Source organism: Cupriavidus lacunae, from assembly GCF_003353055.1.
Lineage (GTDB): Bacteria > Pseudomonadota > Gammaproteobacteria > Burkholderiales > Burkholderiaceae > Cupriavidus > Cupriavidus lacunae.
Map to the genome: position 1 here is coordinate 20,769 of NZ_QKWJ01000079.1, position 13,514 is coordinate 34,282.

Below are 13,514 nucleotides of genomic sequence, written 5' to 3' on the forward strand. Positions count from 1 at the left end.
CCATGAGCAGCGTGCCCCCTCTCACGCAATGGCTCCATCTCGACTGGATGCTTGTTGTGGTTGGAGCCTGGCTGCTTATCGGCGTGGCAGGGGTCCTGGCGCTGCATCGGTTTGCCCTGGTATCGCACGTGCTGTTCCCCATCGGGGGACTGCTAGGGCTCGCGCTGTTCGGCCTGGCGCTGCACGCTGTGTCCGGCACGCCTGAGGCAGCCGTGCTGCCCATTGGCCTGCCATCGCTGCCGTTCCACGTCCGGCTCGACAGCCTGTCCGCCTACTTCCTGATGGTAATGGGGGGCGCGGCGGCTGGCATCTCCACGTTTGCGGCAGGCTACTTCCGCAAGGGGGAAGGCACGCCGCCGGGCCTCCTTTGTCTTGAATACCACCTGTTTCTCGCCAGCATGGCCGGAGTGATCCTGGCAGACGACGCCTACTCGTTCATGGTGATGTGGGAAACCATGGCGCTGTCATCGTTTTTCCTGGTAAGCGCCAACCACCGCATCGCCGAAGTGCGCGCCGCCGGCTATCTCTACATCACGATGGCGCGCATCGGGGCGATCGTGATCCTGTTGTGCTTTGGTGTGCTGCAGGCCAACACTGGCGAGTATACGTTTGCCAACATGCGAGCCCAGGCGCTGACGCCGTTCTGGGCCTCCGCCGGTTTCCTGCTGGCCCTGTTCGGGTTCGGCGCCAAGGCTGGCGTCCTGCCGCTGCACATCTGGCTGCCGGAGGCGCATCCGGCAGCGCCCTCACCGGTGTCCGCGATGATGAGCGGCGTCATGCTCAACACCGCCATCTATGGTCTGTTGCGCGTCTCCTTCGACCTGCTGCAGATGCGTCTGTGGTGGTGGGGCGGGTTGCTGCTGGCTATTGGACTGGCCACCGCGCTGTTCGGCGTGGTCTTCGCCGCGGTACAGACTGACATGAAGCGGCTGCTGGCTTATTCGTCGATCGAGAACATGGGCCTGCTCTTCGTTGCCATGGGCCTGACACTGCTATTTTCAGCCTATGGCATGAAGCCAATGGCTGCCCTGGCCCTGACGGCCGCGCTCTACCATGTCGCCAGCCATGCCTTCTTCAAGAGCCTGCTCTTTCTGGGAACCGGTAGCGTGCTGCATGCCACTGCCGAGAGAAGCCTCGGCAAGCTGGGCGGATTGATTCGCTATATGCCATGGGTGGGCTGGCTGACGCTGCTGGGCGTGCTGGCCAGCGCGGGACTGCCCCCGCTCGGCGGTTTCGTCTCGGAATGGCTGCTACTGCAAAGCTTCCTGTTCACGCCGGGTCTCCCGGAGCCAATACTGACCATGCTGATCCCGGTGGTCGCCGCGCTGATCGCGCTGGTCGCGGCCCTGGCCGGCTACACCATGGTCAAGTTCTTCGGCGTGATCTTCCTCGGCCAGCCGCGTGAGCCCAAACTGGCCCATGCGCACGACGCTGGAAGCTGGGAGCGTGCGGGCATGCTGTGGCTGGCGCTGGGCTGCCTCGCGCTTGGCCTGCTGCCGACCCAGTTCGTCCAGCTGATCGATCCGGTGACGCAGCAACTGGTGGCGAGCGGACTCGGCGCCCGGACCGCGGCCAGCGGCTGGCTGCTGGCGCCGAACGGCCTGGCCCAGGCGAGCTACGGGCCGGTCATATTCCTGTCAGGCATCCTGGCCAGCTTTGCGCTCGCCTACATGCTGGTGCGCCGCTTCTACCACGGTCGGCTTCGCCGCAGCCCGCCCTGGGCTTGCGGCTTCCCATGGGGCACCGCGCGCATGCAGGACACTGCCGAAGGCTTCGGTCAGCCGATCCGGCAGATATTTGACCCGTTTTTCCTGATGCGCCGCGACCTGCCGACGCCATTCGATGAGCAGCCGCACTACCGGGTCACAGTGGCGGACCATTTTTGGCGCTGGATGTATGTCCCCATGATCGATCTGGCGTCGTACCTGGCCCGGCTGATCGGCCTGATGCAGCAGGGACGCATCTCGGCTTACCTGCTGTACAGCTTCCTGACCCTGGCCGCCACGCTGCTGGCCGTGATGTGATGAGGGCCGCATGAACCCGACCGGAATCCTGTCACAGCTGCTTGAGATCGTGATCTCGATCGCGCTGGCGCCGCTGCTGACCGGCTGGGTCAATCAGTGGCGTGCCTGGCTGCAGAACAAATCGGCGCCCAGCCTCTGGCAGCCCTATCGCATGCTGCACAAGCTGTTCAACAAGGAATCGGTGGTCGCGGACAATGCCTCGCCGCTGTTCCGCGCCACGCCTTACGTGGTGTTCGGCTGCATGGCGCTGGCTTGCGCGATCGTCCCTACCGTGTCCACCGATCTGCCACTGGCACCGGCCGCCGACGCGATCGCCCTGGTCGGCCTGTTCGCGCTGGCGCGGGTCTTCATCTCGCTGGCGGCGATGGACGTCGGCACCGCTTTCGGGACGCTGGGCGCGCGGCGCGAGATGCTGATCGGCTTCCTGGCGGAACCGGCGCTGCTGATGGTGCTGTTCTCCGCCTCGCTGATCTCCAAATCGACCTCGCTCACCACCATCGTCGAGACCATTGCCCACCGGGACCTGGCCATCTATCCGGGCCTGGCGTTTGCCGGCGTGGCGTTCACCATGGTATCCCTGGCCGAGAACGCCCGTATACCGGTCGACAATCCCGCCACCCACCTCGAGCTGACGATGATCCACGAGGCGCTGATCCTGGAATACTCTGGCCGGCATCTGGCGCTCCTTGAGTGGGCGGCAAGCCTGAAGCTGTTTGCCTATTCCTGCATCGGCCTGGCGCTGTTCTTTCCGTGGGGAATCGCTGAAGCGCAAGCCCCCCTGGCCATGCTGCTGGCGCTGCCCGCGCTGCTGTTCAAGCTCATCGTGGGTGGGGTCCTGCTCGCGACGCTGGAGACGGCGAGCGCCAAGATGCGCATCTTCCGCGTGCCGGAGTTCCTGGCCACCGCCTTTCTGCTGGCGGTGATCGGCATGCTGGTCCACCTGCTGCTGGCTCACTGACGAACAGAACAATGACTGCGCTCCTTACCCAGTTCGTCAACCTGCTCGGCGCGGTGCTGCTGATCCTCGCCTTCGCCATGATCTCGCAGCGACGGATCCTGTCGCTGATCAACTTGTTCACGCTGCAGGGGGCGACCCTGGCATTGGCCACCGCCGTCGTCGGCTACGTGACGGGCCAGCCGCACCTTTACCTGTCGGCCGTCCTGACCCTGATACTCAAGGTGTTGCTTATCCCCTATTTGCTGCACCGCGTGATCGATCGTCTCCAGATCCGCCGGGACGTCGAGACGCTGATCAACATTCCCACCACCATGCTGATCGGCATCCTGGTGGTGATCTTTGCCTTCAACCTCACCATGCCGATCTCGCGGCTGTCGCTGAAGCTGGCCAGCGGCACGCTCGGCATTGCGCTGGCCTGCGTGCTGTTGTCCTTCCTGATGATGATTACGCGCTCCAAGGCGGTGCCACAGGTCATCGGCTTCCTGGCGATGGAGAATGGCCTCTTCTTCGCCGCTACCGCCGCAACCTATGGCATGCCGATGGTGGTCGAGCTGGGCATCGCGCTGGATGTGCTGATTGGCGTGCTGATCCTGGGTGTGTTCATGTTCCAGATCCGCGAGCAGTTCGACAGCCTGGACATCCGTCACCTTGAGAAGCTGAAGGAGGACTGAGTTGACCGCGCTGGCCTTTCTGCTCGGATTTCCGCTCGCCGGTGGGCTGGTGCTGGCGCTGACGGGACATCGCGAGCGCGCACGCGACATCAATGTCGCGTTCAGCCTGGGCACATTCCTCGCCGCCTGCATGCTTACAGTGCAAATCGTCGCCGATGGTCCCATGCTGGCATGGGACCGGGAGTTCTATATCGATCCCCTGAACGTCTTTCTGGTTGCGCTGACCGCGTTCGTGGGCCTGACCACCTCGATCTTCTCGCGGCCATACATGCGGGTGGAGCACGATCACGGCAAGATGACGCCGCCGCGGCTGCGCCTGTACCACAGCATGTACCAGCTCTTCACCTTCACCATGCTGCTGGCGCTGACGACCAACAATATGGGTATCGTGTGGGTTGCGATGGAGGCCGCCACGCTGACCACGGTGCTGCTGGTCAGCGTCTACCGCACCGCCGCGAGCCTCGAGGCCGCCTGGAAGTACTTCATCCTGTGCGGGGTGGGGATTGCCCAGGCGCTGTTCGGTACGGTGCTGCTGTACATGGCCGCCGAGCAGGTCATCGGCCCGGAGGGCGGGGCCCTGCTGTGGACCAACCTGGACGCGGTCAAGCGCCAGCTCGATCCCAACATCATCACGCTGGCATTTGCCTTCCTGTTTATCGGCTATGGCACCAAGGTAGGCCTGGTCCCACTGCACAACTGGCTGCCCGATGCCCACGCCGAGGGGCCAACCCCGGTTTCCGCCGTGCTCTCCGGTCTGCTGCTCAATGTGGCGCTCTATGCCGTGCTGCGCTGCAAGGTGCTGACCGATGCGGCGCTGGGCAACCATCTGACCGGCCGCCTGATGATGGGGTTCGGCCTGCTATCGGTGGTCGCGGCTGTCTTCTTCCTGATCCGGCAACGCGACATCAAGCGCATGTTCGCGTATTCGTCCATCGAGCACATGGGCATGATGACCTTCGCCTTCGGCATGGGCGGGCCGATCGCCAGCTATGCCGGCCTGCTGCACATGACGGTGCATTCGCTGGTCAAGTCAGCGATCTTCTTCGCCGTCGGCCACGCCGCGCAGAAGGCGGGCACGCAAGTCATGGACGATATTCGCGGGTTGATCCGTGTCAGTCCCACGGTCGGCTGGGGCCTGATGGTAGGAGTGCTCGCCATCCTGGGCATGCCCCCGTTCGGGGTCTTTGCCAGCGAGTTCCTGATCGTCACCACCGCCATGCGCGAACAGCCGTGGGCCACGCCCTTCCTGCTGTTGGCACTCGGGCTGGCGTTCGCCGCGGTGTTCAGCCGGGTGCAGCCGATGGTCTTCGGCGACACCACGCTCATGCCGCTGGCGCATCCGCCAGCGCTGGTCCCGGTGTTCACGCACCTCGCCCTGGGGCTGATGCTGGGCCTCTATATTCCGCCCTATCTCGACACCTGGTACCGGCAGGCAGCCGCAATGCTTGGGAGCTGAACCGATGACACTGTCCGATCCCGGCCTCAACCTGGAGCGGCTGCCCGCGCCGCTGCCAGTCTGGCATGGCCGGGTCGATCCAGACGGCTGGTCGGCCACGGCCCGCGCGGTGGCGGACGCTGGCGGGCGCCTCGTTGCGCTGTGGGGCGTTGATCGGAGTGCCATCGGCGGTGCGTTGACGGCATGCGTCACATACGCCACGCCGCGGGGGTTGATGTGGCTCGAACTGCGGCTGGATGGCATCGCGCCCGCCGTGCCGGACCTGGCCGGCGTATTCCCATGCGCGGGCCGGATGCAGCGTGCCATGACCGACCTGGTGGGTATCACCGTGCAGGGCAGCCGCGATGGCCGGCCCTGGCTGGACCACGGCCTGTGGCCGGTAGGGGCGCGGCCGCTGCAAGGCGGCGCGCCGGCGGGTGCGGCCACCGGCGGCATATTGCCTGCCAACTATCCTTTCGTGCGCGTGGAGGGCGACGGGGTGCACGAGATCGCGGTCGGGCCGGTGCATGCCGGCATCATCGAACCCGGCCACTTCCGCTTTTCGGTGGTCGGCGAGAAGGTGCTGCGGCTGGAGGAACACCTGGGTTACACCCACAAGGGCATCGAGCGGCGTTTCATGGAACTGGCGCCGCCCGAGGGCTACCGGTTGGCCGGCCGGGTCTCGGGCGATTCCACCGTGGCTTATGCCTGGGCCTATTGCATGGCACTGGAGTCCGCCTGGCGCTGCGCGCCTCCACCGCGGGCAGACTGGCTGCGCGCCCTGATGCTTGAGCAAGAGCGGGTGGCCAATCACCTGGGTGACCTGGGGGCGCTGGGCAATGACGCAGGGCTGGCCTTCGGCCTGGCGCAATTCTCGCGCCTGCGCGAAGACTGGCAGCGGTTGTCCGCAGAGGCTTTCGGCCACCGGCTGATGATGGACGCCGTGGTACCGGGCGGCGTTGCGCAAGACCTGGTACCAGCCATGGCTGAGCGCCTGGAGCAGCAGTGCGGCCACATCGAGCGGGAAGTACGCGTGCTGCGTGCGGTGTACGACGAACATGCGGGCCTGCAGGACCGATTTCTTGGAGCAGGCTGCGTCACGCCTCAGCTTGCCGCCCGGCTTGGGCTTACCGGCCTGGCCGGACGCGCCAGCGGTCGCGCCGCGGACCTGCGCTGCGACCACGCCTGGCGGCCCTACGATAGCCTCGCCGTGAAAGTGGCCACGCACCGCGGCGGCGATGTCGCCGCCCGGGTGGCGGTGCGATTCGATGAGGTGCTGGAGTCGCTGCGACTGATCCGTGCCATCTGTGCAGGCCTGCCGGAGGGTGCCACGCGAATCGTTCCGCAAGCGCCCGCCGGGGCCGCTATCGGGGTGGGATGGGTGGAGGGCTGGCGTGGCGAAGTCCTGGTCGCGCTCGACCTTGCCGATGACAGCCGCATTCTGCGCTGCCATTGCCACGACCCGTCGTGGCAGAACTGGCCGGTGCTGGAGCATGCCATCATCGGGAACATCGTGCCGGACTTTCCGCTGATCAACAAATCCTTCAACCTCAGCTATTCGGGGCACGATCTTTGATGTGGAAAATCCTCAGGCAGATCGCACATACCGGCATCGTTACTGAGCCTGCTCCGCCCGGCGCGGCGGACGAGGCCGCCTCCATCCAGCGCATCCACCGGGAGCTGCTCGACATTCTCGGGCAGGCGCTGACGATCCGGCAGGTCGACGCCGGCTCCTGCAATGGCTGCGAACTGGAAATCCACGCACTCGGCAATCCTTACTACAACATCGAAGGCCTGGGCATCAAGTTCGTCGCAAGCCCGCGCCATGCCGACATGCTCCTGGTGACGGGACCCGTTTCGCGTCATATGGAAGAGGCCCTGCTGCGCACCTATGCGGCAACCCCGGAGCCGAAACTGGTGGTGGCGGTAGGCGACTGTGGCTGTACTGGCGGGATCTTCGGGGAGAGCTATGCGAGCTGCGGCCGTGTCGCCAATGTCATCCCGGTAGACATAACCGTGCCGGGCTGTCCACCGCCGCCGATAGAGATCCTTCGCGCAATACTAAGCGCCGTCCGGCAGACCGGTGCCACAAGGCGCTAGTGATCCGGCCCTGGCAACAGCGGTGTGCACCTGAGCGTGGGCACCGGCTGGCCCCTTCCTGCATCACCCGCGTTCCTTCGCCACTGACCTTGGCGCTCCGAGCGTCGGCCGGGTGGCGTAGTCCACCTCGTACTGCTGCAAATAGTCGCGAATCATCTGGCGAACGACTTGGGATGGCGTCTGGTCCTGGGCGGCGCAGAGCGCCTCAAAGGCTTTTTTCTTCTCCGGATCGATCAATACGGTCAGGCGGGCGGTCTTGGATTCCATGCGTCTAACAATGTCATCATATAATAATGGTATTATCATTATATACATCTCGAAGATGCGCCGGCATGCCTCCGGCACTTTTGTGCATGCTGGTAGTGCGCGCGGTCCCGCGCAAACGAGTCTTTTGGGGGCACCACTTTTTTGATGAGGGGCGCAGTGGTAGAAGTGACGATAGAGGTAACTGCTGGGAACGCATTTCAAGGCCGGAATTCCGCACGGCTGGCTTTCACGGCCAATCAATTTGAGTGCGAGATCCTGCTCACCAGTGGCCCCTGGGTTGCAAACGCCAAGCACGTGATGGAGGTCATGCGCCTTTCCGCTCGGGCGGGAACGCACATACGCATCCAGGCGGACGGAGTGGATGAGGCCGCCGCTGTCGTCACCATCGCGGCATTGTTGCGGGGAGAGGCACTCCCCAAGGCGCTTTGATGGAACCTGAGCTATGCATGCCGACCGCACCTCCTTCGACGCCTACCTGGAGTTCCTTGCCGAGGCGAGCCACGACGGTACGCCCAAGGTGTTGGAAACCCAGCACGCCCTGTCCCTGCATTTCGACGCGCTCGCCACCCAGAGCTTCATGTCGCGCAAGGATCCCGACAAGCTCGTGCTGGGCTATACCCGGACGATGATGGGATTCCTGCTGTTGCACCCAGTCCCCGCCAGGATCTCAATGATCGGCCTGGGTGGCGGTTCGCTTGCCAAGTACTGCTACCGGCATCTGCCCAACACCAAGATCGTGGCAATTGAAATTAATCCGGCGGTCATCGCCCTGCGCGAGCAATTCCAGATCCCGCAGGACGACGAACGACTTGAGGTGGTTTGCGCAGATGGCGCCGACTATGTTGCGAACCAGGATGCGCGACCGGACGTGATCCTGGTGGACGGGTTCCTGGCCGATGGCATGCCGGTGCAGCTGGGGACGGCAGACTTCTATGCCGCCTGTCATGCCCGCCTGGCCGATACCGGCGTGCTGGTCGCGAATTTTCTCGAAAGCGATCCCGATATCCCGCTTTACCTGGAGGAAGTCAGCACCGTGTTCGGCCAGTCGATGTCGATTTCTCTTTCCGAAGACAGTTCTAACTACACGCTGTTTGCCTGGAAAGGGGCGCACAAGCTGCCCTCCCTGCACGCGCTGATGGCGCGAGCGCGCATCCTGGAAACCGCGCATTCGCTAAGCCTGAGCGCGGCCGCTCGCCGCCTGAAACGCGGCGAACGCCTTGCTTCGGACCGTGCGGCCTGGCCGAAGCTGGCAAGACCGCAGGTCCGGTATTGACACCGCCCCCGCGCGCACAGGCCTCCTTACCAACGCAACCATGCCTATCCTGTACTTGCGCAAGCTGACTGGGAAGGAGCGCAGTCCCAGCAGCAATCGGCAACTGGCCTGCTACCTGGCGTTTGTGGCCGGAGCGACCAACGCAGGCGGCTTCCTGGCCGTGCAGCAGTACACCTCGCACATGTCGGGCGTTGTGTCCGCCATGGCCGACAACCTGGCGCTTGGCAGTTTCTGGCTGATGTTGGACGGCCTCGGGGCCTTGCTGTCGTTCCTGGCGGGCGCCGCCTGCTCAGCGGTACTGATCAACTGGGCTCGGCGCGAGCGACTGCATAGCGAATACGCATTGCCGCTCATGCTGGAAGCCTTGTTGTTGGTGTGTTTTGGCCTGCTCGGCAGCAATCTCGAGCACCACGAATGGTTGTTCGTGCCGGCAACGGTCATGGTGCTCTGTTTCATCATGGGCTTGCAAAATGCCATGGTCACCAAGCTGTCGAATGCCGAGATCCGCACCACGCACGTGACCGGCATGGTCACCGACATCGGTATCGAACTGGGCAAGCTGTTCTATTGGAACCTGTCCAGGGCCGATTCGAGCAAGCCGCCGGTGCTCGCCAATCGGCATAAGCTACAGGTACTCATCACGCTTGTCGTATTGTTCTTTGCCGGCGGCGTCATTGGCGCCCTGGGGTTCAAGCACGTCGGGTTCAGCGCCACGCTTGCGCTGGCAACCCTGTTGCTTGCCCTCGCTGCGGTTCCGGTGCTGGACGATGTGCGTCTGCATTTGTGGCGCCGGGATCTTCTGGCTCATTTGATCGCACGTTCCCGGCGTTGGGCTCGCGCAGTCAAGGAAGATGTGCACGCCGTCTGGCTGGCCGCTCAAGATCCCCGCACGCCATGGTATGCGAAAGCACTGGCCTTGCCGGTCGCCGCGTATGCCTTATCGCCCATTGACCTGTTTCCCGATTTCATTCCGGTGCTCGGCTATCTGGATGACGTGGTGGTGGTGCCGCTGGGCTTGTTGCTGGCAATACGGTGGATTCCGGTCGAGGTAATGCGCCAGCATCGCGCGGCGGCCGCGGCATCCGCCCACCGCCCCGTCAGCCACGTTGCGGCGCTGGTGATCGTGACGCTCTGGGCCGTTGCGGTCATGTTGGCATTGATCTGGCTCGTGCAACGTCTTCCCGGTCAGGGAGGCAACTGAAACGGCGGCCCGATCAGGCACAGCCATTGGCCAGTCCCATTGCGAAGTCACGGTCTGGCTGTCGCCTTGGGGCAGAAATGATGCCGTTTGCGAACGCCTCAGGCGGGAGCGAGGCGCGGGATCGCGCGTGAGCGCTCATGAAATGAGCGCGAACCTACGCGCGAACCTGCTTGCGCTGATCGCCCTTGGCAAAGAGCGCGGTTTCCTGACGCGTGGTGAGCTGAGCGATCAGCTTCCGGATTGCGACGAAACATCAGGTGCCATCGACCGGACGCTGCTTTGGCGTTGGGCTGCAGACCGACTACACGCTGGATCAAATCAGCGCGCAGTTCGGTCTGACGCGCGAGCGCATCCGCCAACTGGAATCCCAGGCATTGCGAAAGTTGCGCAAACCTGGGCTGGCGACACGGCTCGATGGCTTCGTAGAGAGAATGAGATGAGCGACGAACAGTATCACCGTGCCGTGGACCTGATCCACTTGCTCTACGCAGCACTGGCCGGCCTGATGACGCCCGGCGGAGGCGAGGAAGCCCGTGAGCTGGCCGAGAGCGCGATGCAAGAGGCGTCTGAGTTCCTCGGATTACTGCCGGGGAACGGTAGCTAAAAAAGATCGCGGCGTACAGTTGGGATGAACGTAGCGCGCAACCTCCGCTGCCTCGGCTCGCCCTTGGCCCACTGTCTGATACCTGCACCAATGAATAGTCAAACGATCAGATTTTTGCGCTCACAAATTCCCACATTCGAGTGCACCCCTGGATGTCATGACTGTTGTGGTCCTGTGACGACCTCAACGGAAGAGATGTCGAGGCTTCCCGTTAAGAGCGATGCCGAGCACGAGACTGCGCTGGCAAACCTGAGTTGCCCTCATCTCGATACCAAGGGATGCAGCGTGTATTCGGAGCGCCCCCTGATTTGTCGCTTGTTTGGAACGACCCCAAGGCTTGCCTGCCCGAACGGAAACCAGCCGGACAAAATGATCGATCCGGACATCGAACAAGAGATTCAGCGCTTCTTTCTGGAGACACGTCACGTGCTGGTCTGAGGCAAGAGGTCACCGGCGGTAACAAAGAGGCGCAGGCAATGCGCTATCGTGTGGCCGCCTTGCGCAAAAAAGCCAACGCTGGCGGCCGGCAAGCCGGCGGTATCTGCGCCTCGGTCCAGACCAACTCGGCGCTGAATGAGATCGGGCGCGAGTCTGGTCTGTCGCGGGGGTGCATTCGCTAATCGAATCCGTGGCGTTGTGCACGTCGCGCAAACCGGGGCACGCAACGCGTCTTGATACCTATCGCGAGCGCGTCATGCGCGCTCCTTCAAGCAACGGCTTTGAGGACGTCCGCTGCCCGGTCCGCCTCTGCCTGCGAGTCAACGGCCACGTAGGCGACAAATTGTGTACCAATTACCGCCGCTGAAAAGCCACGGAGGTTGATCCCCGCTTTGGCAAGGTCCTCGGTCAATGCAGCGGCAAGCCCTGGCTGATTGCTGCCCAGGACGCGAACGCAGTGCTGCTTCTGCGCAATATTGAATCCGGCGACGGCAGCCGCCACCATTTCGCGATCACCCTGCAACGGCGTGACAAACACGACGCCTTCGCCAGGCCTGTCTGGACTGCGCCGTGCAATAATGAGTTGCAAGTAGGCCCCCACATCGCGCAAGGTTGTCAAGACCCCAGCCAGCCCACCCGGTTCGTCCGGGATGCTCGCCACCCAGACTTCCACTTGTTCCACGAGCAGTTCCATCGTCGTTTCTCCTTGCTCTACTAGTTCGATGCAAGAGGCCGCTCCGGGTATTGGCTCGATATCCTGCCGTGGCGCACTGTCCATTGGATTGATGCTCAGCGAGAAGCTGTCTTTTTCCGGCGAACGGCGGACGTGCCTGGATGCCATGGCTTTAGTGGTAGACCAACACGGGGATCTTGCTATGGGTCAGGACCTTCAGCGTCTCGCTGCCGATCAGCAAGCCTTGTACACCGCGCCGTCCATGCGATGCCATCACGATCAGGTCGCAGCCTTTGTCTTCGGCGGTCTTGATGATGGCCTCGTATGGGTGATCGTTGACCACATAGGTCGTTTCGCAAGGTACACCGGCGGTGTCGGCCTGCCGTGCAATGCCAGTCAGGTATCGCGTCGCTTCCTCCCCCGCCGCCTTGACATACTCCTCGCGGGTGTCCGCCAGCATTTCAACTTGATAGGTCAGCACGTGGTAATTCGGACAGACTCGCACCGCGGTGGCGCGGGCGTTCATTTCGCGCGCCAATACGAGCGCCTTGTGGAAGGCCGCTTCGGCCAACGCAGAACCGTCGACCGCCAGCAATAGATGCTTGAACATGTTGCCCTCCTTGCTTGGTCAGTACCCTCACGCATAGCGCCCATTTGCCGCCCTGCGCCTGAGAGTGCGGAGCATAAGGTCCTCGGAGCGCAAGACCGGTGAGAATGAACACCAGGGAGGTCCAAGGGCTTCCCACTGAACACAAGCCCAAGCGCGGTTTTGTCTGTTGTTGGATAAGTGCGGCCTCTATATTTAAAGTATCCTCTCCTGCGGAGCCGTGGTTGATCTACATCAAGGCATGGCAGGTGCGAGCAATCGAGGCGCCGCCCTGGGGTGGCAAGGTGATCCTGAAGGACGTCCCCGATGCCGCACGCCTTGCGTGCGGCCGATTCCGGTGCCGATGCCCTGGTCGTCTCCGACCGTTGGCGATGATCCGCAGCCAAGAAACGGACATTCAATGCATATGCCTGCCAAGCTCCGGTCAGTTCCCGCGCGCACCATGTGCGCGCATGTTCTCGATCCAGCAGGCACGTTTCCTCTCGTCGGCAAAGGTGAGCCCGTATAGGTTCTCGCGGATCGGCTTGATCCCGGCGAAGCTCAGCATACTGCGCTCAAAGCCGCGAACCCCATATGCGCCAAAGTACCAGCGATACAGCAGCACCGGCATTCCCATGGTCACGACGATGCGCGCCGAGCGGCCAGCGAGCAGTCGCTTCGGGAACCCTCCCTTCCTGTATTCCATGGCAAAGCCGGGCCGAAAGATATGTTCGAGAAAACCCTTGAACAGCGCTGGCATGGTTCCGTGCCAGAGCGGAAACAGAAATACCCAATGCTCCGCCCAGCGCATGTCCTCCCTTGGTTGCTTCAAAGCGGGAGGTAATGCGCCGGTCTCGAACTCCACCTGCGTGCGAAGCAGGGGGAAGTCGAGCTTCGCCACCTCGATGCGCTGTACGTCGTGCCCTGCCGCGGTCGCGCCTTCAGCATAAGCGTCGGCCAGCACATGCAGCAGGTGATGGCCCGATGGGTCTGGATGTCCCTGGATGATCACGATGCGCTTCGACATGTTATTGCTACAGTTCTTTTATGACACAGTAAGCCTACCAGGCAAAGGCATTCGGGGCTGGCGTAGCACTCTCGGCTGAACTATTGAGATTTACAAAAAACATGACAACGGATTCAGGGCTGGCGCGTTTCATCTCTAACCCGAACTTTGACTTCCCAAATGGCCGGAACCCGCCTCGGCGCTGGGTTTCGGCTATTTTTGAGGCTATTATGTAGCCATGTAAATTAGTATTTATCTATTGCTTTTTAGCAGTGCTG

The 13,514-nt window shown here is 62.9% G+C and carries 16 protein-coding genes and 1 pseudogene; 13 read left to right on the top strand and 4 right to left on the bottom strand.

Annotation, left to right across the window (positions count from 1 at the left end):
- Window positions 1-2 precede the first annotated feature (2 nt).
- The 6 genes from hyfB to DN412_RS34580 are packed head-to-tail and all read left to right on the top strand — an operon-like array spanning window position 3 to window position 7,188.
- The gene (gene hyfB / locus DN412_RS34555; protein WP_115215681.1) at window positions 3-2,024 is read left to right on the top strand and encodes a hydrogenase 4 subunit B; all 2,022 of its coding nucleotides are present in this window, start codon (window positions 3-5) and stop codon (window positions 2,022-2,024) included.
- A 10-nt stretch (window positions 2,025-2,034) separates the two neighbouring features.
- A complete protein-coding gene (locus tag DN412_RS34560; RefSeq protein ID WP_115215682.1) occupies window positions 2,035-2,982 on the top strand; it encodes a respiratory chain complex I subunit 1 family protein in 948 nt (315 codons plus the stop codon).
- Between the two features lie 11 nt (window positions 2,983-2,993).
- Window positions 2,994-3,653 (top strand): formate hydrogenlyase, encoded by a 660-nt coding sequence (locus tag DN412_RS34565; RefSeq protein WP_115215683.1) that lies wholly within the window; start codon window positions 2,994-2,996, stop codon window positions 3,651-3,653.
- A 1-nt stretch (window position 3,654) separates the two neighbouring features.
- Window positions 3,655-5,109: a hydrogenase 4 subunit F gene (locus DN412_RS34570; RefSeq protein ID WP_115215684.1), complete on the top strand. Its 1,455-nt coding sequence runs from the start codon at window positions 3,655-3,657 to the stop codon at window positions 5,107-5,109.
- A gap of 4 nt (window positions 5,110-5,113) precedes the next feature.
- Window positions 5,114-6,664: a hydrogenase large subunit gene (locus DN412_RS34575; RefSeq protein ID WP_115215685.1), complete on the top strand. Its 1,551-nt coding sequence runs from the start codon at window positions 5,114-5,116 to the stop codon at window positions 6,662-6,664.
- Window positions 6,664-7,188, top strand: coding sequence for an NADH-quinone oxidoreductase subunit B family protein (locus DN412_RS34580; protein WP_114135876.1), 525 nt, complete (start codon window positions 6,664-6,666; stop codon window positions 7,186-7,188). The genes DN412_RS34575 and DN412_RS34580 overlap by 1 nt, the downstream gene beginning before the upstream one ends.
- 63 nt (window positions 7,189-7,251) lie before the next feature.
- On the opposite strand, the gene DN412_RS34585 is transcribed toward DN412_RS34580, so the two are convergent.
- Window positions 7,252-7,455, bottom strand: a complete 204-nt coding sequence (locus DN412_RS34585; protein ID WP_010810540.1) for a ribbon-helix-helix protein, CopG family — start codon at window positions 7,453-7,455, stop codon at window positions 7,252-7,254.
- A gap of 156 nt (window positions 7,456-7,611) precedes the next feature.
- On the opposite strand from DN412_RS34585, the gene DN412_RS34590 reads away from it, so the two are divergent.
- From DN412_RS34590 to DN412_RS34615, 7 genes and pseudogenes are all read left to right on the top strand, one after another.
- Window positions 7,612-7,884, top strand: coding sequence for an HPr family phosphocarrier protein (locus DN412_RS34590; protein WP_244222918.1), 273 nt, complete (start codon window positions 7,612-7,614; stop codon window positions 7,882-7,884).
- A gap of 13 nt (window positions 7,885-7,897) precedes the next feature.
- Window positions 7,898-8,728 (top strand): fused MFS/spermidine synthase, encoded by an 831-nt coding sequence (locus tag DN412_RS34595; RefSeq protein WP_115215687.1) that lies wholly within the window; start codon window positions 7,898-7,900, stop codon window positions 8,726-8,728.
- A gap of 40 nt (window positions 8,729-8,768) precedes the next feature.
- Window positions 8,769-9,929, top strand: coding sequence for a DUF1275 domain-containing transporter (locus DN412_RS34600; RefSeq protein ID WP_115215688.1), 1,161 nt, complete (start codon window positions 8,769-8,771; stop codon window positions 9,927-9,929).
- Window positions 9,930-10,071: 142 nt separating this feature from the next.
- Window positions 10,072-10,149 (top strand): annotated as a pseudogene (locus DN412_RS45000) (hypothetical protein); the annotation flags it as partial.
- Between the two features lie 37 nt (window positions 10,150-10,186).
- On the top strand, window positions 10,187-10,369 hold the full coding sequence (locus DN412_RS34610) for a sigma factor-like helix-turn-helix DNA-binding protein (protein ID WP_244222921.1): 183 nt from the start codon (window positions 10,187-10,189) through the stop codon (window positions 10,367-10,369).
- The gene (locus DN412_RS43925; protein WP_167471165.1) at window positions 10,366-10,533 is read left to right on the top strand and encodes a hypothetical protein; all 168 of its coding nucleotides are present in this window, start codon (window positions 10,366-10,368) and stop codon (window positions 10,531-10,533) included. Before DN412_RS34610 ends, DN412_RS43925 begins: the two co-directional genes overlap by 4 nt.
- A gap of 90 nt (window positions 10,534-10,623) precedes the next feature.
- Window positions 10,624-10,971: a YkgJ family cysteine cluster protein gene (locus DN412_RS34615; RefSeq protein WP_115215689.1), complete on the top strand. Its 348-nt coding sequence runs from the start codon at window positions 10,624-10,626 to the stop codon at window positions 10,969-10,971.
- Window positions 10,972-11,239: 268 nt separating this feature from the next.
- Here DN412_RS34615 and DN412_RS34620 read toward each other — a convergent pair whose 3' ends face one another.
- The 3 genes from DN412_RS34620 to DN412_RS34630 form a co-directional block, all read right to left on the bottom strand.
- Complete coding sequence (locus tag DN412_RS34620; RefSeq protein WP_115215690.1) at window positions 11,240-11,665, bottom strand: ACT domain-containing protein; 426 nt, start codon at window positions 11,663-11,665, stop codon at window positions 11,240-11,242.
- Window positions 11,666-11,816: 151 nt separating this feature from the next.
- Window positions 11,817-12,254 carry a universal stress protein gene (locus DN412_RS34625; RefSeq protein ID WP_115215691.1) on the bottom strand — a complete coding sequence of 146 codons (438 nt, stop codon included), beginning with the start codon at window positions 12,252-12,254 and terminating at the stop codon, window positions 11,817-11,819.
- A 421-nt stretch (window positions 12,255-12,675) separates the two neighbouring features.
- A complete protein-coding gene (locus DN412_RS34630) occupies window positions 12,676-13,257 on the bottom strand; it encodes an NAD(P)H-dependent oxidoreductase (protein ID WP_115215692.1) in 582 nt (193 codons plus the stop codon).
- Window positions 13,258-13,514 lie beyond the last annotated feature (257 nt).

What these genes read in the sequence shown, in the direction of transcription:
- DN412_RS34575 (WP_115215685.1), top strand. Translation starts at nt 5,114, where the DNA reads ATGACACTGTCCGATCCCGGCCTCAACCTGGAGCGGCTGCCCGCGCCG.
- DN412_RS34615 (WP_115215689.1), top strand. Translation starts at nt 10,624, where the DNA reads ATGAATAGTCAAACGATCAGATTTTTGCGCTCACAAATTCCCACATTC.
- DN412_RS34580 (WP_114135876.1), top strand. Translation starts at nt 6,664, where the DNA reads ATGTGGAAAATCCTCAGGCAGATCGCACATACCGGCATCGTTACTGAG.
- DN412_RS34625 (WP_115215691.1), bottom strand. Translation starts at nt 12,254, where the DNA reads ATGTTCAAGCATCTATTGCTGGCGGTCGACGGTTCTGCGTTGGCCGAA.
- DN412_RS34565 (WP_115215683.1), top strand. Translation starts at nt 2,994, where the DNA reads ATGACTGCGCTCCTTACCCAGTTCGTCAACCTGCTCGGCGCGGTGCTG.
- DN412_RS34630 (WP_115215692.1), bottom strand. Translation starts at nt 13,257, where the DNA reads ATGTCGAAGCGCATCGTGATCATCCAGGGACATCCAGACCCATCGGGC.
- hyfB (WP_115215681.1), top strand. Translation starts at nt 3, where the DNA reads ATGAGCAGCGTGCCCCCTCTCACGCAATGGCTCCATCTCGACTGGATG.
- DN412_RS34620 (WP_115215690.1), bottom strand. Translation starts at nt 11,665, where the DNA reads ATGGAACTGCTCGTGGAACAAGTGGAAGTCTGGGTGGCGAGCATCCCG.
- DN412_RS34560 (WP_115215682.1), top strand. Translation starts at nt 2,035, where the DNA reads ATGAACCCGACCGGAATCCTGTCACAGCTGCTTGAGATCGTGATCTCG.
- DN412_RS34585 (WP_010810540.1), bottom strand. Translation starts at nt 7,455, where the DNA reads ATGGAATCCAAGACCGCCCGCCTGACCGTATTGATCGATCCGGAGAAG.
- DN412_RS34600 (WP_115215688.1), top strand. Translation starts at nt 8,769, where the DNA reads ATGCCTATCCTGTACTTGCGCAAGCTGACTGGGAAGGAGCGCAGTCCC.
- DN412_RS43925 (WP_167471165.1), top strand. Translation starts at nt 10,366, where the DNA reads ATGAGCGACGAACAGTATCACCGTGCCGTGGACCTGATCCACTTGCTC.
- DN412_RS34595 (WP_115215687.1), top strand. Translation starts at nt 7,898, where the DNA reads ATGCATGCCGACCGCACCTCCTTCGACGCCTACCTGGAGTTCCTTGCC.